The 20670-nt window shown below is 68.1% G+C and carries 22 protein-coding genes; 6 read left to right on the forward strand and 16 right to left on the reverse strand.

The features are described 5' to 3' along the window. Window positions 1–23: 23 nt before the first annotated feature. The 12 genes from AC0685_RS18570 to AC0685_RS18625 form a co-directional block, all read right to left on the reverse strand. Window positions 24–215, reverse strand: coding sequence for a hypothetical protein (locus tag AC0685_RS18570; protein WP_478226647.1), 192 nt, complete (start codon window positions 213–215; stop codon window positions 24–26). Continuing rightward, window positions 212–451 (reverse strand): hypothetical protein, encoded by a 240-nt coding sequence (locus AC0685_RS18575; protein WP_478226648.1) that lies wholly within the window; start codon window positions 449–451, stop codon window positions 212–214. The genes AC0685_RS18570 and AC0685_RS18575 overlap by 4 nt, the downstream gene beginning before the upstream one ends. Window positions 452–670: 219 nt before the next feature. Further along, window positions 671–859: a hypothetical protein gene (locus AC0685_RS18580; protein WP_478226649.1), complete on the reverse strand. Its 189-nt coding sequence runs from the start codon at window positions 857–859 to the stop codon at window positions 671–673. A gap of 16 nt (window positions 860–875) precedes the next feature. Continuing rightward, a complete protein-coding gene (locus tag AC0685_RS18585) occupies window positions 876–1121 on the reverse strand; it encodes a hypothetical protein (protein WP_478226650.1) in 246 nt (81 codons plus the stop codon). A gap of 99 nt (window positions 1122–1220) precedes the next feature. Next, window positions 1221–1463: a hypothetical protein gene (locus AC0685_RS18590; RefSeq protein WP_478226651.1), complete on the reverse strand. Its 243-nt coding sequence runs from the start codon at window positions 1461–1463 to the stop codon at window positions 1221–1223. After that, window positions 1460–1717, reverse strand: coding sequence for a helix-turn-helix domain-containing protein (locus tag AC0685_RS18595; RefSeq protein WP_478226652.1), 258 nt, complete (start codon window positions 1715–1717; stop codon window positions 1460–1462). The genes AC0685_RS18590 and AC0685_RS18595 overlap by 4 nt, the downstream gene beginning before the upstream one ends. Before the next feature lie 467 nt (window positions 1718–2184). Beyond that, window positions 2185–3216: a hypothetical protein gene (locus AC0685_RS18600; RefSeq protein WP_478226653.1), complete on the reverse strand. Its 1032-nt coding sequence runs from the start codon at window positions 3214–3216 to the stop codon at window positions 2185–2187. A gap of 47 nt (window positions 3217–3263) precedes the next feature. Further along, window positions 3264–3635, reverse strand: a complete 372-nt coding sequence (locus tag AC0685_RS18605) for a hypothetical protein (RefSeq protein ID WP_478226654.1) — start codon at window positions 3633–3635, stop codon at window positions 3264–3266. Further along, on the reverse strand, window positions 3632–4036 hold the full coding sequence (locus tag AC0685_RS18610) for a hypothetical protein (RefSeq protein ID WP_478226655.1): 405 nt from the start codon (window positions 4034–4036) through the stop codon (window positions 3632–3634). The genes AC0685_RS18605 and AC0685_RS18610 overlap by 4 nt, the downstream gene beginning before the upstream one ends. Further along, on the reverse strand, window positions 4033–4311 hold the full coding sequence (locus AC0685_RS18615; protein WP_478226656.1) for a hypothetical protein: 279 nt from the start codon (window positions 4309–4311) through the stop codon (window positions 4033–4035). The genes AC0685_RS18610 and AC0685_RS18615 overlap by 4 nt, the downstream gene beginning before the upstream one ends. Before the next feature lie 439 nt (window positions 4312–4750). Beyond that, window positions 4751–6322: an alkaline phosphatase D family protein gene (locus tag AC0685_RS18620; protein WP_478226657.1), complete on the reverse strand. Its 1572-nt coding sequence runs from the start codon at window positions 6320–6322 to the stop codon at window positions 4751–4753. 43 nt (window positions 6323–6365) lie between these two features. Next, on the reverse strand, window positions 6366–7022 hold the full coding sequence (locus AC0685_RS18625; protein WP_478226658.1) for an SH3 domain-containing protein: 657 nt from the start codon (window positions 7020–7022) through the stop codon (window positions 6366–6368). A 144-nt stretch (window positions 7023–7166) separates the two neighbouring features. On the opposite strand from AC0685_RS18625, the gene AC0685_RS18630 reads away from it, so the two are divergent. The 4 genes from AC0685_RS18630 to AC0685_RS18645 all read left to right on the forward strand — a co-directional run bounded on the left by AC0685_RS18630 (window position 7167) and on the right by AC0685_RS18645 (window position 13721). Then, window positions 7167–10118: an AfsR/SARP family transcriptional regulator gene (locus AC0685_RS18630; RefSeq protein ID WP_478226659.1), complete on the forward strand. Its 2952-nt coding sequence runs from the start codon at window positions 7167–7169 to the stop codon at window positions 10116–10118. A 134-nt stretch (window positions 10119–10252) separates the two neighbouring features. Further along, window positions 10253–11479, forward strand: a complete 1227-nt coding sequence (locus AC0685_RS18635) for a hypothetical protein (RefSeq protein WP_478226660.1) — start codon at window positions 10253–10255, stop codon at window positions 11477–11479. Window positions 11480–11881: 402 nt separating this feature from the next. Then, window positions 11882–12406, forward strand: a complete 525-nt coding sequence (locus AC0685_RS18640) for a BBE domain-containing protein (protein WP_478226661.1) — start codon at window positions 11882–11884, stop codon at window positions 12404–12406. Window positions 12407–12500: 94 nt separating this feature from the next. Continuing rightward, window positions 12501–13721, forward strand: coding sequence for a glycoside hydrolase family 88 protein (locus AC0685_RS18645; protein ID WP_478226675.1), 1221 nt, complete (start codon window positions 12501–12503; stop codon window positions 13719–13721). A gap of 244 nt (window positions 13722–13965) precedes the next feature. Here AC0685_RS18645 and AC0685_RS18650 read toward each other — a convergent pair whose 3' ends face one another. Continuing rightward, window positions 13966–14430, reverse strand: coding sequence for a DUF4396 domain-containing protein (locus AC0685_RS18650; RefSeq protein WP_478226676.1), 465 nt, complete (start codon window positions 14428–14430; stop codon window positions 13966–13968). A gap of 263 nt (window positions 14431–14693) precedes the next feature. On the opposite strand from AC0685_RS18650, the gene AC0685_RS18655 reads away from it, so the two are divergent. Then, window positions 14694–15719 carry an autoinducer 2 ABC transporter substrate-binding protein gene (locus tag AC0685_RS18655; protein WP_478226662.1) on the forward strand — a complete coding sequence of 342 codons (1026 nt, stop codon included), beginning with the start codon at window positions 14694–14696 and terminating at the stop codon, window positions 15717–15719. Between the two features lies 1 nt (window position 15720). On the opposite strand, the gene AC0685_RS18660 is transcribed toward AC0685_RS18655, so the two are convergent. Then, window positions 15721–16935 (reverse strand): DUF6923 family protein, encoded by a 1215-nt coding sequence (locus AC0685_RS18660; RefSeq protein WP_478226663.1) that lies wholly within the window; start codon window positions 16933–16935, stop codon window positions 15721–15723. Window positions 16936–16939: 4 nt separating this feature from the next. Beyond that, window positions 16940–17704 (reverse strand): bestrophin-like domain, encoded by a 765-nt coding sequence (locus tag AC0685_RS18665; RefSeq protein ID WP_478226664.1) that lies wholly within the window; start codon window positions 17702–17704, stop codon window positions 16940–16942. Between the two features lie 452 nt (window positions 17705–18156). Between AC0685_RS18665 and AC0685_RS18670 the strand changes: the two genes are divergently transcribed. Then, a complete protein-coding gene (locus tag AC0685_RS18670; protein ID WP_478226665.1) occupies window positions 18157–19182 on the forward strand; it encodes a family 2 encapsulin nanocompartment cargo protein polyprenyl transferase in 1026 nt (341 codons plus the stop codon). Window positions 19183–19238: 56 nt separating this feature from the next. On the opposite strand, the gene AC0685_RS18675 is transcribed toward AC0685_RS18670, so the two are convergent. Further along, window positions 19239–20366, reverse strand: coding sequence for a CapA family protein (locus AC0685_RS18675; protein ID WP_478226666.1), 1128 nt, complete (start codon window positions 20364–20366; stop codon window positions 19239–19241). Between the last annotated feature and the right edge of the window lie 304 nt (window positions 20367–20670).

Below are 20670 nucleotides of genomic sequence, written 5' to 3' on the forward strand. Positions count from 1 at the left end.
CCACGACGGCCACGCCGTCGACGTCAGTGGCGGTCACGGGTGCTGTCCTTCGTGGCCGATGCCCTCTCGGGCACGCGGTCGAGGTAGATGGTGTAGGCGAGGACGAGGTCGAACATGACGACCAGCCATCCCCAGGTGCCGTCGGCGCTGGTGAGGTCTAGGACCAGGAGCCGGAACACCAGCAGGTAGGCCAGGATGCGGAGGCTGAGGGTCATGCGAATCGCCTTTGCTGGTCGTCGGAGGCGCGGGTGCGGCGGCGAGGGAACTTCAGGCGTTCGCGCTTCCGTTTCGCCGGGTACTGCTGCCACAGCTCGGGGCGCTCCTGGCGCAGCTTGGGCAGGTCGAGGCCGTTGCGGATCTCGATGTCGCGCACGACGACCGGTTCGCCGTCGATAGTGCCGACGTCGTTGTTCCCAAGCAGGGCGAGGAGTTCGGCTTCGAGCTTGTCCACTTCGGCTCGCGCGAGGCCGGCGGAGGTCCGAGCTTGTTTCCAGCGGCGAACCAGGTCGGCGGAGGCGTCGAGCGGTATCCGTCGCTTCGGGCCGGTTCCGCGCGGGGAGGACCGCGGGCTCTCTGAATTCTGTTGTGGTGGCGACGTTTCGTGTGGCTTCACTGTTCAACTCCGGTACGCGCGGCACGGTGACTACGGGGCCGGTGGGGACCGGAAGTCCTAGCTGGACGAGTCGGCCTGGTCGTCGGTGTCGTCTGCCGGGGCGGGCGTCTTCGACGGCCAGCCGGTACCGAGGTCGGTGAGCGTCTCGGCGTCGTACTCCGACAGCAGCTTGTTGAAAATCGGGGTGTCCGGGTCGTTCTGGGCGCGGATCTCGGCGAGGTCGAGGCCTTCGGCGAGGTCGGTCATGACTGTCCTTTCCGGATCAGGTGAGCAGGGTGATCAGGACGGTCGCGAGCACCATGACCAGCGAGGTCGTGGCGGCGACGAGGGCGGCGAGATGGCGTTGGGCGGGATCGGAGTCGCGGTAGGCGTCGAGGTAGCGGGCGGCCTTGTCGCCCGTCGCGGCCAGGGCGGTGCTGGCCGCGTAGGCGGTTCGCCACAGCAGCCACAAGGGAGCCTCGACCACGGCGGGCCGCACCGTGAGAGCGTGAGTCGGCCGATCGGCCATAGTGGATCTCCTGCCTTTCGCGTCGAAGGGGTGGAAGGCGTGCCCGCCCTGGGGAAGGGGGCTTCCGAGCCAGGACGGGCACGCCAGCGCGGCCTGGCGCTAGGCCGCGCGTTCCGCTCGCCGATGCGGCGGACGTCTCCGCGCGCTCGGAGTATCAGCGGGCGGCGTCGGAAAAGGCATGACCGGCTGGACCACGGTCGCGATCTGCTCGGCGACATCATCGGGCACGGGCGGGGCGGTGCTCACCGCCTGCTCGATCGCGGCCCATTCGGGATCCAGCAGCGTGAGCCCCTGCTCTGCATAGAACGCCTCGGTCCACGCGCGATCCAGACCGGCGTTCATGCCGCGTCCCGGCGGGTATACGGGCTCACCAGGTCGACGTCGGTGAAGACGAACAGTGCGCCCCGGTCGACACCGAGCGCGTCCTCGACGCGGGCGGCGGTGTCGACTCGGACAGTGTCGCGCCTGCCCTGCAAGAGCAGGTTGATCGCCGTAGCGCTCATCCCGATCTTCCGGGCTAGTTCTCGTTGAGTGCCTTGGGTGTTCACCAGTTCCACGAGCGCAGGCAAGCTGCGCACGCACACGGAGACCGTCATGCGAGTGACCTTTCGTCTCACTCAAGCGCAACGGTCGGCAGGTGTATGGGCGTCTGCGTGAAGCGCGTGGTCCGCTGAATGTGAACGCCACCGTAAGCATGATCGACTTTCCCCGTCAACACGGGAAAAACGTCCCGGCGCGTTTGCGAAAAGCTGTCCCGGCAAGACCTTCCGGTTTCTCAGCGTGAAGTACACCGGGCGAGTGACAAAGCCTCACTTCCGCCGACAGCACAGGAACCCGAGCCACAGTAAGGCTTTCCGTCCACTTCCTATTCCGCGAGCGTCCTCGCGTGCGCAGACGGCGCCGAAGTAAGGGGTGTTTGTTCCCCGGACGAGGGACGACGCGCGGCGGACCCGAACGAGTTCGATGTGGCGCGTGTCATTCCAGCGCAAGCGCCCCGGCTACCGCTCGGCGAACGACAGAGCCCCCGGCCACCACGGTGACCGGGGGCTCTGTCCTCTCTGGACTACCGCTTGCTGATCACCTTCCACGCCAGGTTCGCCATCACCAGGACGGGCATGGTGACGAACTTATCCCGGAAGGTCGGGTGGGCCGCGATCTTCGGGTGGTCGTAGACAGTGACGATCGCGTTGGCGGTTTGCGGATCGATGACCGCGCCGTCGATCTTCACCATCACGAAGTCCGCGACGGCCTTCCGCAAGATCGCGATCCGGTCCGCCTCGGCCTCGGTCGCCTCCGGCAGGCTATCGACGACGTCGGCCATCTCCGCGTACGCCCGCCAGTCCTCGGTGGCGTGGCATCGCTCGCAGCTGACGGCCCGCGGATCACCGGACAGGATCGGCTCGACTGCACTGGTCGCGCAGGCCGACGTCTCCGGGTTGCCCGGTGAGACGAAATGGACCGTGGCGCCGCTCTCGGCGCACGCGGCCATCCACCCCTCTTGAAACGCGAGCATAATCGCGGCCGCTCCGGTCCCGACCTCCATGTCCTTGATGGCCTCACGCACGACCGGATTCAGAACGGGCGCGCGGGACTCGCCCGCCAGAAACGCCTTTCGGCCCGCCTCGAAGAAGACCGCGAGCTCGTTTTTCACTTCTCCTCCTGCACTCGGGTGTACCTCCAGAATCCGGTCACGGTTGACCTTGAGCGGCCATGGGAACCCCGCGTCCACCCCGACAGTGACCCGGTTGACCTTGAGCAGACGGAACCAGCCGTCACCGGTACGGACTGCCTTGGCGGCCTTCAACTCCTCCTCGGTGAACGGGACCGGCACCGACTTCCGCAGCCTGGTCACACGCGCGAGACGACCTTGATAGGTCTGCTCAGCGTTCTGGAACTCCTTGTACGCATCCATATCCAGCTCGAACTTCCGGTCCGCGCGCTGCCGCTGCGTCCCGCTCGTCCGCCGCCGGATACCGGACACAATGGCCGGATCGGTCTCGAACTTCGAACGCGGCGCCGTGCGTCCCTCGAACTTCGCTTCCAGGTGGTCGCGCTTCTCCTTCGCAGCCTCCATCGCCGCCTCGGCGACCTGCAAGACCTCGGCGTAGTTGTCGATCGTGACGTTGCTGTGCAAGGTGACCATCAGGACGCCGACCTCCGTTCCGTGTAGTCATGCAGCGGGATCGGCAGGGAGTGCCCGAACAGCTCGATCCACTCCTCGTAGCAGCTGGAATGGACGATGTACGCGCCGCTGGCCATGTACCCGTAGCGACCAGGAGGACAGGGGTCCGCCGGACGCGCCGCCGGGTATCCAGCCCTGGTCTCCTTCAGCAGAACCAGCGGGCAACCCTCACGCACCGGCTGAGCCTGCGGAACACCATCGCCCACGATGAAGACGTCACCGATCGTCGGGTTTCCGCTGAGCATCCTGCTGCGGTCCAGTTGGCCGTGCGTGTGCGGCCGAAGGATCTTGGCGCGCAACCCGTACAGGGCGGGGCGGTGGTTAGGCATCATGACCCACCCGCCTGGATCGCGTGGTAGACGGCGTTCGTCGTCAGCCACTTGCGTTCGCCGGTGGTGATGAGCTTGTCCACATCGGCTTGAGCGATGTGGAGGTCTTGCGGCCTCCCATCTCGGCGCCACTCGACACCGACGATCTCCTCCGAACCAAGCAGAGTGCGTTCGAGGCCGTATACCCCGGCGACCACCACGATGAAAAGCAGGCGCTTCCCGAGGAAGTCGCGGTAGTCGTGTGCCGAGTACCGGCCCACCTCGAAGTCCAGAGGCGTCGTGTTCTCGTCGATCTCGTCGGGCCTGATCGTGACGGTCCAGCCCTCCTGGACCGGCACCTGCCACTCGATCAACGACTGAGACGGGACGACCTTCTCGCCGTCCTGAAGTACACCTCGGATCACGGACGCACCCCCCGCCTCTGGGCGGGCAGCGGGACTTCATCGTCCACACGCTCCGTACGGAAGCGCGTGATGAAGTGACCCGGCGCGATGATGCGCCCAAGCCGAATGCCGGCGAGCCACCCCGCCTCATCTGAATTGGCCGCATCCACCGTGACGACGAACGTCAGCTCAGGATCCCCATCTACCGACAGCTCGACGCGGAACCCGTGTCGCTCGTTCCAGCCGCTCGACGTCGGTTCCCAGTCCTCCCGCATGAACTCGTCGGTCAGAAACACCCGTGTCCGCGTCCACACAGGACACGTCGACACCTCCAACTCAGTAGACCGGTCGTCTAACTTGCGACACACTCGTGCCGCCTGATCTTGAAAGACCAATTCCTCGGGTCCTTTCACTCTGTCCGGGCCTAGGCCAGGGAAGCCCCTGGGCCGGAAAGAGTGTCCCGCTAAACTGCCTTTTAGCCTCTCTATCAGGCGAAACGTCCTCGGGAGTGATCAAGAAAGCGGTGCTCGCCGGACAAAGCCCGGCGAGCACCGCGTCACTCACAGACGGAATGGAGCGGACGAACACCCCGGAAGGCGAAAGGCGAGATCACCAAGGCTCACGGCGCCCACTCCATGTTCGTGACCTGGTCAAACCCGCCCCGTTAGGCCATACGGGTGCTTGTGTGTCCTAATCCTGGGTTGGTTAGAACCGTCCTTACCACTCACGAGGCCGCTACACCCGCTGGAGTCCCGGCTTCCCCGCCTCGACGACGTAACTGCGGTCCGCGGCCAGGACGACCTTCGAGAAGTCGTACTCAGTGGTGTCCGAAACCGTCATGAAGTCCGCCCGCATCTGCGTTTGCGACGCCGTCACCCGCACGTAACCACGCTTTCCCCGGCAGTACTTGACATGCGGGTTGTTCGACAGCCACGTCGAAGACGGATCGGTCGCGGTGTCGCTGTTGCTCGTGACCGAGGTCGTCACCAGTTCCGAACCGAACACCGGGTCGCTGTGGTTGAAGTAGTCGCGGCGCAGGTCGGCCGCCCAGTGCCGGTGGACGTCGCCGGTCAGCACGATCGGGTTCGGCACCTTGCGGTCCACGATGCCCTTCGCGATCCGGTCGCGGGAAGCCTCGTAACCCTGCCAGGAATCGGGGCTCTCACAGGTCGCCTTGTTCCCGTCACCATCACGGGTGGCGAAGAAGACCTGCTGGCCGAGGAAGTCCCACTTCGCCGGATGCGTCTCCAGCGCCTTCAGCAGCCACGCCTCCTGCGCCGTGCCCAGGATGCTGCGCGACGTCGACCGCATGTCGGTGCACGACGGGCCCGCCGAACCGGACGGGTCCGGCACCTGCGCGCTGCGGTACTGGCGGGTGTCGAGCATGTGGAACCGGGCGAGGTTCCCCCAGCCGAACTGCCGGTACAGGCGGATCGACGCGCCGCTCGGCTTCGCGGTGGACCGGATCGGCATGTTCTCGTAGAACGCCTGGAAACCGGCGGCCTTGCGCGCGTCCGTCGCCGGGCTGGTGGTGCCGTTCCAGTTGTTCATCACCTCGTGGTCGTCGAAGACCACGATCCACGGCGCCATCGCGTGCGCGTTCTGGAGGTCGGCGTCGGTCTTGTGCTGGGCGTGCCGGGCGCGGTACTGGGCGAGCGTCTTCACGTCCTCGGTGAACGCCAGTTTGCGCGGATTCCGGTCGGCGGCGGCACGGCCGGATTTCCGCTCGTACATGTAGTCGCCGAGGAACAGCACCAGATCCGGGTTGTCCGCGAGCATGCCCTTGTACGAGTGGTACCAGCCTTCCTCCCAATGCTGGCAGGAGGAGAAGCAGTACTTCAGCTGGTTCACCGCCGCACCGGCGGCGGGGGCGGTCCGCGTCCGGCCGACGGGCGAAATGTGGCCGCTGGTCTTGAACCGGTAGAAGTATTCCCGTCCCGGCTCGAGGCCCACCGGTTCGATGTGAACGCTGTGCCCGGAGGAACGCGCCGCGGTCACGGTGCCCTTCTGCACGACCGAGGAGAACGCCTGGTCGTTGGCGAGTTCCCAGTCCACTGTGTATGAAGCGTCCGGCATGCCGCCGAAACCGTCGGGGTTCAGCGGGGCGGGAGCGAGCCGCGTCCACAGCACGACACTGTCCGGCAGCGGGTCACCCGACGCGACACCGAGCTGGAACGGGTCGTGGATGGCGGGCGCCGCCGCCAGTGTTCTCGCGTTCGCCCACGAAGGCACCGTCGACGACAACGCCGCAGCCGAAACCGCCGCGGCCCCACCGAGGAGTACCGCACGCCGATTCACCTGGCCCATGAAAATTCAACCTTTCGAAGTGGGGAAAGAACGGGGAGGGATTTCACGCGGCGTAATCGGTGATGCCGCCACTACAGGCCTCGAGCGTCGGATTCGCGGCGGCGTCGGCGACGCAGACCTTGTAATAGACCCACGATCCCTTCGCGACCGGCACGGCCTTGTCGACGTGGGTGCCGTTACCGCCGGATGCCCAGACGTAGAACGGGCCGGCGCCACCCTTCAGCCAGTACGCGACCACGGCGGACTTGCCGTCGGCGTTCCTGTCGTAGACGAGGAAATGCGCGTCCGACGAGCGGAACCGCCCCTCACCCGCGCAGACGCCGGTGGAGCATTCGGCGCTGCCGGAGCCGACTCCGCAGTCGGGTGCGATCCGCTGGTCCGAGCCGGTGTAGACGTAGCCGTCCGAGATGTAACCACCGAGCGCGGGGACGTAGTCCCACAACGTCGTGGTACCCAGCGGACCGGTGACCGAGGTCCCGACCGTCTGGCAGTCGATGGTCACCGTGGCGCCGTTGGCCACCGTGCGCACCGCGGTCGAGGAGGTGCTCGGGGCGCGGCGGACGTTCAGCGGATCACCCGCCGTCTTCACGGTCCCGGTGGCCGCGGCCAGTGCGGGAGTGGCTCCGGCGAGGCCCAAGGCGCCCGCCGTCACCAGCACGAGAAAGAAACCGGCGAGCCGCCGGACACTTGAACGCTTCATGACTTCAGCGTCGACCGGCGTCGTACACATCACGTACAAACGCCGACCGGCTGTCTGCACATGCATGCGAATGGATCTAGCCAACCATGGCGGGACGGCAATATTATCGGCGGATATGGGGCTCCTGCCGTATTGGCGGTTTAGGTGACTATTCTCGGGTTTCGCGTTCTCGGTCCGCTCGAAGTGGCGGTGGACGGGCAGGTGGTGCCGCTCGGCGGGCCCAAACCCCGGCTGCTGATGGCCGCTCTCCTGCTCCAGCCCAACGTCGTCGTCTCCACCGAACTGCTGATCGAGGTCCTGTGGCCTTCGTCCGCTCCCCGGTCGGCGGCGGCGAACATCCGTACCTACGTCCATTCACTCCGCAAACGCCTCGCCGACCACGACCCCGAGCTCGGGGAGCGCATCGGAAGCCGGGCATCCGGATACATCCTCAAAGCCACCCCCGACGAGATCGACCACATCCGCTTCGGCGAATTGGCCACCCGCGCGCAGGACGCGCTCGGCCACGGGGAAGCCGAATCCGCGCTGGGCCTGCTGGATCAAGCCGAAGCGCTGTGGCGCGGCGAGGTCCTCGAAGGTCTCCCCCACGACCACGGCTGGGGCGCGACCGTCGCCCGGCTGACGGAATTGCGGCTCGCGGTCCAGGAACAGCGCCTGCGCGCGAGGATCGAACTCGGCCGGACCGCCGAAGCCGTCGCCGAACTGCGCGGCCTGGTCACCGAACATCCCCTGCGCGAGGAGCTCTGGCAGCAGCTGATCGTCGCGCTGCGGGCCGACGGCCGCACGGCCGACGCGATCGAGGCCTACGAAACGGCCGAGAAGGTGCTCGCGGAGGAACTCGGCACCGAACCGGGGCCGCGGCTGCGGGAACTGCGGGCTTCGCTGGTCCTCACGCCGTCCGCGACCCAGGACGCGGTGACCGCCGCCCTCACCGTGCCGGTGACGCCGGTCTGCCAGCTGCCGCTGGACCTGCCGGACTTCACCGGCCGCGACGAGGTGGTCAGCGCACTCGTCGGTCTCTTCCACGACCGCCGGGAGCAGGGAAAACCCGCGATCGCGGTGCTGTCGGGGGCGCCGGGGATCGGCAAGTCCTCCGTCGCGATCCGGGTGGCGCACGCGGTCCGTGACGACTTCCCGGACGGTCAGCTGCACGTCGACCTCGCCGGGACGTCGTCCTCGTCCCGCCCTCCGATGACCGTGCTCGCCGAGCTGCTCCGCGCGCTGGGCGTCCCCGACGCGGGACTGCCGCGTGATCTCCCGGAGCGCGCGGCGTTGCTGCGTTCCCGGCTCGCGACCCTGCGGATGTGCGTCGTCCTCGACGACGCCGGCAGCGCGGCGCAGGTCCGCCCGCTGCTGCCCGGCGCCGGTTCCTGCGCGGTGCTGATCACCAGCCGGGTCCGGATGCCGGATCTGGCCGGGGCCACCCCGGTCGACGTCGACCTGCTGCCCGAGGCCGAGGCCGCGAAGCTGCTCGAAGGCATCGTCGGCGCGGAAAGGGTCGCCGCGGAGCCGGACTGCGCGACCGCGATCCTCCGCCACTGCGGATATCTTCCACTGGCGATCCGGGTCGCCGGGGCGAAGCTGACCCATCGGCCGGGCTGGACGTTGCGCGTGCTGGCCGACCGGCTGCGCGACGAAAGACGAAGATTGGACGAACTCCGCGTCGGAGATCTCGCCGTGCGGGCCAGTGTCACCCTCAGCTACGACCTCCTGCCGATGTCGGCGGCGACCGCGTTCCGCGGCCTCGGCGGGCTCGGCTCGGTCCAGTTCCCCGGCTGGGTGGTCGCGGCCCTGCTCGGCCGCACGCACGGTGAGGACGTCCTCGATGTACTGGTGGACGCTCATCTGGTCGAGCTCAGCGGCTCGGACGCCACCGGCGAGCCCCGCTACCGCCTGCACGACCTGTTGCGGTGTTACGCCCTCGAACTCCGGGCGCAGGACGTCCCGGCGAAGGCGCGCGACGCCACGAAACGGGTGCTGGAGGGCTATCTCGCGCTCGCGGTCGAGGCCGCGGATCGGATGCCGATCCATTTCTTCGGGCTCTACCGGGACGACACGGCCGTCCAGCCCGCGCTGCCACCGGGTACCGCGCATCTGATCGAGGACCCGGCCGCGTGGTTCGCCGCCGAGCGGCACACCTGTGTCGCCGCCGTCTCGCTGGCCGCCGACCTGGGTTTCGACTCGCTGGCCTGGCGTCTCGCCGCCGCGCTGGCCCCGTACTTCGACCAGCGCGGTCACCAGGACGACTGGATGCACACCCATGCCGTCGCGCTGGCCGCCGCGCGCCGCTCCGGCGAGGTCCGCGGCGAGGCGATCATCCAGCGCAACCTCGGGCAGATCCAGCTGTACCAGGACAGCTACGCCGAGGCCCTGATCGCGTTCGAGCAGTCGCAGCTGCTGTTCGACAAGATCGGCGACGCGCGGGGCGCGGCGATCGCGCTGGCCGGGCTCGGCACCGTGCTGCGGATCAAGGGCGAGGACACCGTCGCGCTGGAGCACTGTCACGCGGCGCTCGACCAGTTCTCGGCGGCAGGCGATCCACACGGCGAGGCCGTCGCGCGCATCGCGATCGGCGCGGTGTGGCTGGCGCGGCGCCGGTACGCCGACGCGGAACGCTGGTTCACCGAGGCGCTCGACCAGTCCGCCCGGATCGGTGATCGGCACCGGGAGGCGCACGCGTTGAAACGGCTCGCCATGCTGCGCCAGCACCAGGGCAACCTCGCGGGCGCGCGGGAGTGGGTCGACCGTGCCATCGCGATCTTCAACGAACTCGGCGACGACCACTGCGTCGGCTACGCGAACCAGAACCTCGGCGAGTTGTATCTGCACAGCGGCGATCTGGCCCACGCGCAGCTGCTGCTGGTCAATTCGCTGAGCGTGCACCGGCGCAACGGGGACCGCCGGTCCGAGGCCGAGGTATCCCAGCTCCTCGGGGAACTGCACGAGGCGCTGAGCCAGCCCGAGCGGTCGCGGACCTACTCGGAGCGCGCACTGGCGTTGTGGCGGGAACTCTCCGCGCGGCCACAGGAATCCGCACTCGCTTCGCGCCTGCAGGAAGCGGCCGAAGCCTCCTACAACGACTCCGCGAGCGCCTGACCTTTTCGCACTTCGGCACCTGATTGCGGGTTCACCCACCGCGATCAGGTGCCGACTTGCTTTTGTATCGATCGTGTACACGCCCCGGCGAAGCTCCCTTCGTGGCAACCGAGAGTGCTCGAAGGGAGACCGGAATGGTCCGGACCGTTAAGGCCCGCCGGGTGATGGCGGCCGTGCTGGCCGTGGGGGCGGTCACCGCCTTGGCCGCCAGCCCCGCGAACGCGGCGCCCGAGGGAAGCTGGCGCGCCGACTTGTCCACTGTGGACGGCGACGACGTCAACGTCCGCAGCGACGGCGGCGTGCTCAGCCTGGAAAACGCCGCCTGGCACAGAAAACCCGACTCCGTAGGCAGCCAGGGTTACCTGCTGCTCGCCGAGCAGAAGCTCGGGAAGCCGGTGAACCGCGTCACCGCCCAGGTGACCGCCGACGCGCCGAAGGGCACCGAGGTCGAGGTCGACGTCCGAGGCAAGCTCAACTCCCAGGACTGGACGGAGTGGACGCCCACCGAGGGCGGCGCCGCCCACCTGTCCGCCTCCGTCTCCACCGTCCAGGTCCGCGTCGGACTGCGCACGGTGACCGACGGCGTGACCGCGAAGGTCAGCGACATCACCCTTCAGGGTGATGTCGGCCCGCAGGTCAACGCGATCGGCGCGGCCGCGGCCCCGCTGACGTACCGGGTCTACGGCACCCGCGAGGGCCTCGTCGGCGGCACCACCGCCAACGGCCACGTGATCAAGTCCCGCGACCACTTCGTCGCCCTCCCCTCTGGCCGTGGCCTGGCGCCGAAGAACACCGGCAACTACACCGTCCGGATCTGCCGCACCGACAACAGCCGCTGCGAGTACGCGCCGGTGTGGGACGTCGGCCCGTGGAACACCAAGGACGACTACTGGAACCCGTCGGCCACCCGCCAGATGTGGAAGAACCTGCCGCAGGGCAAGCCCGAGGCGCAGGCGGCGTACCAGGACGGCTACAACGGCGGCAAGGACGAGTTCGGCCGCAAGGTGGCCAACCCGGCGGGGATCGACCTCGCGGACGGCACCTTCTGGGACGGCCTGAAGATGACGGACAACGGCTGGGTCAACGTCTCCTACCTGTGGACCGGCTCCGGCCCGACCGGCGTCATCACCACCGCGGGCGACCCGATGAACGTCCGGGCCTCGGCGAGCACCACCGCGGCGATCAAGGGCCTCGCGGCAAACTACGCGAAGGTCAACATCGAGTGCTACGTCGAGGGCGAGACCGTCACCGGCAGGTTCGGCACCAGCAACATCTGGAACCGGATCGGCCCGGGGCACTACGTCTCCGACACCTACGTGCAGACCGGCTCGGACCTGCCGGTGGCGCCCAAGTGCTCGTGACCCCCTGAACCCGCTTCGGCCGAAGGCCTCGCTATCGCGGTGGCAGGGCGCCCCTGGCGACGTCGATCGCGGTCGCGGGTTCAAAGGTCGAACACAGATCGCGAAGGCCCGGCGTACCCCATAACGCCGGGCCTTCGCCCTTTCGTCCGCCCTTTTTCCCGCGCGGGCGGACCTGGGGCCGGGGCGTCCGCCATCGAGACTGTGCGGTAGCCGGCCCGAAACGACCGCGTTGCGCCGGAGTCTGTCCGGTGCGGTGGTCACCGCGCTGGCCTTCGGCCGCGACAAGGGTCTCGAGATCACCGTGCGCGGCGGCGGGCACAGTTTCAGCGGTTCCGCCGTGACCGACGGGGCTTCGACGGTCCCGAACGGGACGCCCGGCTGGTCGAGCGGATCCGGGGCGGGTTGCCCGCGGCGTTCGAACTGGTCACCCCGATGCGGTACACGGAGCTGCAGAAACTGCTCGACCCGACCGCGCCACGGGGCATTCTCGCCTACGAGAAGTCGCTGTACGTCGCCTCACTGTCCGAAAAGGTCATCGACGTGATCGCCGCGCGCCTGCCGGACAAGGCGTCGCCGATGACCGTGCTGCCGATCGTGCCACTGCAGGACACGTTCTCGACTGTGCCCGACGACGCGACCGCGTTCGGCGGGCCGCGGACGCCCGGGTTCGTCGTCGGTCTGGTGACACCGCCCCGACACCGGAAATTCCTGGCCGCCGACCGGATCTGGGCGCGGGCGCTGCGGGAAGAACTCTTGCCGCATTCCAACAACTACGGCGGCTACCTGAACTTCATGAACGAATACGACGAAGACCGGGTGCGCACGGCGTTCGGCGCGGAGAAGTACGCGCGGCTGGCCACCGGCAAGGCGGCGCACGACCCGGACAACGTGTTCCGGCACAACTCGAACATCCGTCCCGCTGAGTGAGCCGTTTATTCACAACCTTGAATGGTCTTCACAATGCCGTGATCGTCGTGCGAAACTCCCGTGACGCATTTCCCACTGACGAATGGCGGGTATTGTGAGCGTTTCCCGGCGAACCCTTTTGACCACGGCGGCCGGTGCCGCCGTCGCGGCGACGACGATCACCCCTGCCGCCAGTGCGGCCGGGGAAGAGGCCGACGGACTAAGGACTTTCCGCCGAACGGCCGACTACGCGGTGACCAAGCTGCGGGCCGTCGCACCCGGCGTGACGGCCTTTCCGGAGATCACCCGATTCGAGAAATGGACCTATTCGCAGAACGGCGGCTGGATCGGCGGATTCTGGCCGGGCACTTTGTGGCTCGCCTCGATCTACAGCGGCGATCCGCAATTCCGCACCCTCGCCATGGCGTCGGCGGAAAAGCTCGCGCCGCGCCAGCACGAGACGCGGGACCACGACCTAGGATTCCTTTTCTACCCGTCGTGGGTGACCGGCTGGCGGCTCACCGGCGACGAGAAATGGCGCGCCGGTGCGCTCACCGCCGCCGCGTCGCTCATCCAGCGCTACAACGAAAAAGGGAAGTTCATCCGAGCGTGGGGCGCGCTCGGCACGCCGAACAACGCAGGCCGGGTCATCATCGACACGATGATGAACCTGGATCTGCTGACCTTCGCGAGCAAGCAGACCGGTGACCGGAAGTACCTCGACATCGCCGTCTCCCACGCGAAGACCACCGAACGGGTCTTCCTGCGCCCGGACGGTTCGACGCCGCACGTGTTCGACTTCGACCCCGAGACCGGCGCCGAAATCGGCCCGAACACCGTGCAGGGTTACAGCCCGGCGTCCTGCTGGTCGCGCGGTCAGGCGTGGGGGATCTACGGGTTCACCACGATGTACCGGCGTTCCGGCGACCCGCTGTTCCTGCGGACCGCGCAACGCCTTGCCGACTTCGCGCTGCGTGCCCTCACCCCGGACGCCGTGCCGGTGTGGGACTACCTCGCACCGCAGGCGCCGTACGACATCAAGGACTCCTCGGCCGGCGCGGTGATGGCGTGTGGCCTGCTCGACCTGGCGAAGGTCGCGAACCGGCCGCACTACCGCGAGGCGGCGATCCGGATCCTCACCGCGTTGTGCGACACCTGCCTGACCACGAAGTCCACCCGCGCCGAGGCGATCGTGGCGCGGGGGACGCGCAACCGCCGGGCCGAGGACGGCGTCGAGGTTTCGTTGCCCTACGCCGACTACTACCTGCTGGAGGGCATTCTGCGGGTGCTGATGCCGAAGGAGATCGACAGGGCGATCGACCTGTCGAGCGTCTGACGACGGTGAGGTCGTGAGTGTTTCGGGTCGTTCTGACGACCCGAAACAGTACTCCTTGCCCGTCCGAAGTACATAGAAGCCCCCTCCTTGCGCCTAGATACAGGAAAGAGGGCCTTCATGTACTTGGGCAAGGTGTGAAGTTCGAGTTTCCTCGGCTGAGCAGAGGAAAGGGGGCCTTCACGCGCAGCGGCATCTTTGAAGGCAGTGAAGACCTCTTGGGCCGCGGCCGTGCAGCGAAGGGCGCTCAATGCGCGTGGTGCCCCTCGTGACCACCGTGACCCTCATGGCCGCCGTGGTGCGCGTGGACCTTCGCGTGCCCCAGCCCGCGCCCGATCATCCACTTGTTCACCGGCACCGTCAGCACGAACGCGACGGCCAGCGCGAACGCCAGCGCGCCCCAGAACAGCGGACTCGCGAGCCCCGCCTCCATGGCACCCGGCACCACCAGCATGACCCCGTTGTCGACGATCTCCATGACCGCGATCGACACGGTGTCGGCCGCGAGCGCCACCTTGAGCGCGGTGCCGAACGGCAGGCCCGACTTCAGGACGCCACGCATGGTCAGCGCGTAGCCGAAGACGAAAGCGAGCGCCACCGCGAGGATGATCGTCGCCACGTTGCCGAGGCCGAGCGCCGTGCCGATCACCATGCCGAGGACCTCACCGATCGCACAGCCGGTGAGACAGTGCAGAGTCGCCGAAGCCGCCATCGACCAGCTTGCTCCATGCCGTGTCTCGTTCATGCGGAGAACATACCCCCCACCCGTATAGATGGCGCAGTGATCCGTGTCTCGTGGTCGCTCACCGTGACCCCCGTAGGTCGACCCGGTAATCAGCCCAGGTCGATGAACTCACTTCCGTAACCCTTTGCGCTCATCCGGTTGACCGGGGTAACCGAGGACCCCTAGTTTCGCCGGAGGTCTCCACCGCGCGTAGACCGATCGGCTGGTTCAGGTAGTTCCGTGACTATGGGGTGGAGATGCGAGGGCCGACGAAGACGCTCGTCGTTGCCACTGTGCTCGCTTGGGGCATGGTGTTCGGGCTGACCGGCTGTGGCGGCGGTGAAGAACCGGCGGAGACGGCGGCGAAGCCGATCCGGATCGCGTTCGTGCCGAAGGTCGCGGGCATCCCGTACTTCGAGGCGATGAACGCCGGCGGGCAGGCCGCGGCCAAGCAGCTCGGTGTCGAATGGTCCTCGACCGGCCCGGTCACGGTGGACCCCGCGGCGCAGGTCTCGATCGTGCGCGGCCTCGTCGACCAGCAGGTGGACGTCATCGCGATCGCGCCGAACGATCCAAGGGCGATCGCCCCCGCGATCACCGAGGCACGGGCCAAGGGCGTCCATGTGATCACTTCGGACACCGACGCGCCCGGCACCGATCGCGAACTCTTCGTCAACCAGGCGACCCCGGAGGGCGTCGGCAAGGCGCTCACCGACGCCTTGATGAAGAAGATGGGGAACGCGGGCAAGTACGCGATCGTCTCCTGCGGCGAGACCGCCGAGAACCTCAACGCGTGGATCGCGGTTCAGCGCGCGTATACCGCTACGGAGTACCCCCATGCGCAGCTCGTCGAGACGGTCTACGCCGGCGAGGACAAGGACAACGCCACCGCGCTGGCCAAAGGGCTGATGGCCAAGTACCCGGACCTCACCGGCCTGGTCGGCGAATGCACGACGTCCGCGCCCGGGGTCGCCGAGGCCGTGCGGTCGCAGCAGAAGATCGGCCGCGTCTTCACCGTCGGCGTCGGGACGCCGCAGGCGATCAAGCCGTACCTGCTGGACGGTTCCGCGTCGCTGTCGGTGCTGTGGAACGTCGAATCGCTCGGCTACCTCACCGCGTGGGCGGGCAAGCAGATCGCGGAGGGCAAACGGCTCAGCCCGTCGAACAAGGTCAACCTCGAACTCCCCGCGATCAAGTACGAGGAAGACACGAAGACCGTGCTCCTCGGTGACCCGCTGCTCATCACGCGCGAGAACGTGGACCAGTTCAAGTACTGAGTCACCGGGCCCGCCGGACGGCACCCGCCGCCGCGCCGCCGCCGAGGATCAGCACCAGCGCGGTCAATCCCCATCGCCGCTTCTCCTTCGTGCGGGCAAGGGAATCGGTCTCCGCCACCTCCTCCTTCCGTTCCCGGGGCGCGGCCGAACGAGACGGCTTCGGCGCGGGAGCGGGCGGCGGGACCACCTGAGGTGCCGGAGTGGGCGCCGGGCTCGACGACGGCGTGGGCGAGGGAGTCGGTGAAGGACTGGAACTCGGCGACGAAGACGGACTGGGCGAGGGCGTGGAAGACGGGCTGGGGGACGGAGTCGGGGAAGGCGTCGGAGTCCGAGTGGGTGTCGGCGTGGGTGTCGGAGTCGGCTTGGGCGGCTCCGGCTTCGGCGGCTCGGGCGCGGTGAGGCAACCCGCGGCGTCCGAACCCGCCAGCGGCGGGCCCGAACGCACCACGGTCACCTGCCCGCTTCGGTCGAGTCGGTAGAGCACGCTGCGCCCGCCGATCCGGTTCGCCGTGGCGTACAGGGCGCCGTCGCGGCCGAGCACGACCGAGCCGTAGACGTCAGCGGGCGGGAAACGCGTGCCTTCGGCTTCGCGGACCTTGCCGGACGCCGGATCGATGGTGATCACGGCGCCCTTCCCGCGCCAGGTGGTGGACACGCCGTAGAGCAATCCGTTGTGGTACGCGAAATCGTTGACGTCGTGGGCGAGCGTGATCGGCCGGAGGAACACCGTCCTGATCACCCGCAGGTACCGCTCCCCCGGCGACAAGTCCACTGTGTACAGTGTGCCGTTCCTGAGCAGATACCAGGAATTCCCGCCGATCGCGCCGGCGGTCACTCCGGCGACGGGGCTCCACAACGGCAGCCGGTTCCCGGCGCGGGTGATCGGACCGAGGTCCTGGGTCTTCCCGTCACGGTCGATCGTCACCGCGTGCGCGCCCCGGCCGAGTCCTTCCGCGACACCGAAGACCAGGTTCCGCGTCGCGGAGTACCCGAGCGCGTTGAGCCGGTAACCCGGTTCGGTCACGCGCGAAGTGGTCCCCGATCCGGCGTCGAGCCAGCGCAGCTTCGACTTCCCGTGCGACCCGGTCTCCGCCTGCACCACCAGGCAGGACTCGGCGGCGCGCGCGGCCATCGGGGCCAGCAGCGCCGACGCCCCCACCAGGCCGGCGACCGCCACCGTCGCCGCCGTCCGCGTCACCCGGTCCACAGTGCTCACCGGTTCAAGAGATCCTCGCCAGCGCGGAGGTGAACGCGTCCGGCGGGATCCGCACCCCACCGCCGAACGGGTTCTGCAGCTGGTAGATCGCGAACAGCAGCAACGTGACCGTGCCGGCCAGCGTGGACACGATCACCAGGTGCGCGGCCAGGCGGGTACCGCCGAACAGGTTGGGCAGCAACGCCGAAATGAGGCTGCCGAGAATGAGCGCGAACCAGACGACACCACCGACCCTGCCGCCCACGACCGCGTTGAGCCGGTCCTGCCTGGCCTCGTAGACCTGCCAGAGCTGGGTGGCCGCCTCGGCCTTGCGCTCACGGAACCAGTCGTCGTCCGACGGGGCCTTGTCCACCGCCTTGCGCAAGTGGTCGAGCTGTGTCCAGCCGAGATCGGGGATGCTCGTCTGCCCCCCGGCCATCAGCGGCCACTCCTTCTTTTCGACCGTGGTGAGGTACTCCGCGCTCAGCTTCCGCACCTCGTCCTTGACCTCGGTCCCCAGCGAATCGGCGGCCCAGACGGCGGCGACCAGGCTGTCCGCCTCGTGGTACGAGCCCTCGCGCGCCGCGCTCGCGGAGTCGAAGAGCGAGATCAGGACGAACGCGACCAGGACGGCGTGCAGCCCGCCGACGATGGTGAACACCTGACCGGCGGCGTCGTTGTTGTCGGGCCGTCCCTCGTCCCAGCCGAACCTGCGGACGAGGTAGCCGACGAAGCACGCGAGGGCCGCCGCGCCGACGACCCACGCGATGCCGGTCAGGTAAATACCCATTCGAGTCCTTCCCACGGAGACTGCTGAAGCTAGTTCACCCTTCACCGAACGGGAAAGACCGGTTGAATCAATTCATACCAGCGGCGGACAACAGCAAGTGGATCATCACCGGCTCGGCCCAATTTCTCAGCACTCGAAACAATTTCCGATACGCGGCGGAAAGGCGCGCCACCGGTCGGAGAGCGCGGCTTCACGACCGAGTGAGTCGCCACCACGAGACGTCACCGACTCCGCCGTATACCGGCATTTCGCGTAGCTTCGGCACCCGAACGGCCGCCCCGGCCGCGCGTCCGGGGCGGTCCGGCAAACAGGTGAACATTTCCGCGAACCCGATCGAGTTGTTTGCCCGGGCATTACCCCTTGCTATGTTGACTTTGCCACCACCCCACTCGAATGGGTATCCACGAATTGCGAAAAACAGCAGTTCACCGGGTCGACTGAAAGGGAGTCCGTTGACGACCATCGAGACCCATACCGGAGCCCGGCCCGCCGGTGAAGTGCTGACCTGGAGCCGGAATCTGCTCGACCCGGCCTTGCGCGAGGCCGTCGACGGCATGCCCGAATCGATGCGGCTCATCGCCGGCTACCACTTCGGCTGGTGGGACGAACACGGGCGTCCGTCCACTTCGGACAGCGGGAAGGCCCTGCGGCCGACGCTCGCGCTGCTGTCGGCGCAGGCGGTCGGAGGGCACGCCGAAATCGCCGTCCCGGTGGGTGTCGCGGTGGAGATGGTGCACAACTTCTCCCTGCTGCACGACGACGTGATGGACTCCGACACGACCCGGCGGCACCGCCCGACGGCCTGGACCGTTTTCGGCACCGGCGCGGCGATCCTCGCCGGGGACGCCCTGCTGTGCCGGGCCTTCGAGGTGCTGGCCCCGTTCGGGCAGACCGCGCTGCGGGTGCTCAGCACCGCCGTGATCGACCTGCTGGAGGGCCAGAGCGCCGATCTGAAGTTCGAGGAACGCGGTGACGTCGACACCGCCGAATGCGTACGGATGGCCGAGGGGAAGACCGGCGCGTTGCTCGGGGCGTCGTGCACGCTCGGGGCGCTGGCCGGGGAAGGGAGGCGGGATCAGGTCGACCGGCTGACCGAGTACGGGAGGGCACTCGGGCTGGCGTTCCAGCACATCGACGATCTACTCGGGATCTGGGGCGATCCGGCGGTGACCGGCAAACCGGTCCACTCGGATCTGTCCAACCGGAAGAAGTCCCTGCCGGTGGTGGCCGCGCTCCACTCGGGGACGGAAGCCGGGCGAGAACTGGATGCCTTGTACCGCAAGGAAAACCTCGAGGCCGCGGAATTGCCCCACGCGGCCGAGCTGGTGGAACGGGCGGGCGGCCGGGCTTGGAGTCAGGAGCAGGCCGACGCGCTCCTGACCGGCGCGCTGCACCATCTCGCCGTCTCGAACCCGGTGCACCGCCCAGGCGCCGAGCTCGCGGCCCTCGCGAAACTGGTGGTACGGCGACGGTATTGAAAGCGGGCGCGGTAAGGCAGGGGTGGGCGGGACGAGCCCGCCCCTGCCCCCTCTGGTCAGCGGCCGGGGCGGGTCAGCCCCCGGTCGCCCGCGCCGCGGCTGAGGATAACTTCGTCGGTGGCCTTGAGCGCTTCCGCGCCGGCGTTCCCGGCCTGTCCCGCGGTCAGATCGAGCAGGCGGATCGGCGGGCCGAGCTGGACCAGCGTCGGGACGTATTCGGCCTTGTCGACCTTCCAGCGTTCGCCGTCGCGCACGAACCGGAACCGCGCGGCCGCGCCCTGTTCGGTCGAACCCTTCGGCTCCGAATGGCGGGCGACGCTGTTGCCGAGGCCGTAGGCGACCCACTTGCCGTTGATCTGCTCGAAGGGCTGCACGACATGCGCGTGATGGCCGATGATCAGGTCGATCGAGTCGTCGCCGAGGAGTTTCTTCGCCAGTGAGCGCTGTTCGGCGGTCGGGTCGTGCTGGTACTCGGTGCCCCAGTGCAGGCTCGCGAGGACGACCTGCGCGCCCGCCTTCCGCGCGGCCTTGGCCTCGGCGATCACGTCTTCGGCGTCGATCTGGTTCACCAGCCAGGGTTTGCCCGCGGGCACCTTGATCCCGTTGAACCCGTAGGAGTACGAGAGCTGAGCGACCTTGACGCCGTTGACGTCGACGATCAGCGGCTTCTTCGCCTCCTCGGCCGAACGCGCCGAGCCGGTGTGCTTGATCCCGGCCTCGTCGAGTTCGTCGAGGGTCCTGGTCGCGCCGTCCACGCCCTGGTCGATCGTGTGGTTGGACGCCGTCGAGCAGTTGTCGTACCCGGTGTCCTTGAGCGCGCCGGCTATCTCGGGCGGCGCGCTGAACGACGGGTAGCCGCTGTACGGCCCGCCCTTCGGCGCGAGCGGGGTCTCGAGATGGCAGATGCCGAGGTCGGCCCCGGAGATCAGCTGTTTGATCCCGGCCAGCAGGGGCCGGTAGTCGATCTTGCCGCCACCGTCTTCCTTCGCCTGTTCGGTCAGCGCGGGGTGGATCAGCACGTCGCCGGTCGCGACCACGGTGAACGACCCGTCCGGCGCCTGGCTCGACGGCGGCGCCTCGGACGTGACGGGCGGCCGCCGCTGTTCCGGAGCGCTGCCGCACCCCGCGAGCAGGAGGGCTGCGCCGAGGAGGGCAGTAGTCTGACGGGCACGGGAGCTGAACATCTATTCCCTCGATCGGGTGAAGGTCCCTCCATCCTGCCTTACGGCCCGTAGGCACGACACCCAACCGAGGTCCACGGCACTTTCCGTTCGCGAATCGCCCCCGGAACCTGGGAGTATCGCCGCCATGGCCGCCCCGAACGATCAGCGGAACGAGAGACGCCCGTACGGCGCGACTCAATGTCCGACTGATGCCCGGATAGGCGATTTCACGAGGGGGTCGTGAGTGGCGTTTCGGGTTAGTCCTTGTGGCCTTGGTGGGGCGTGCTGAGCGCGTGAAAATGGTGGGTGGGTCGCCTGGGCGACG

It is taken from the genome of Amycolatopsis sp. NPDC043889, assembly GCF_056435645.1.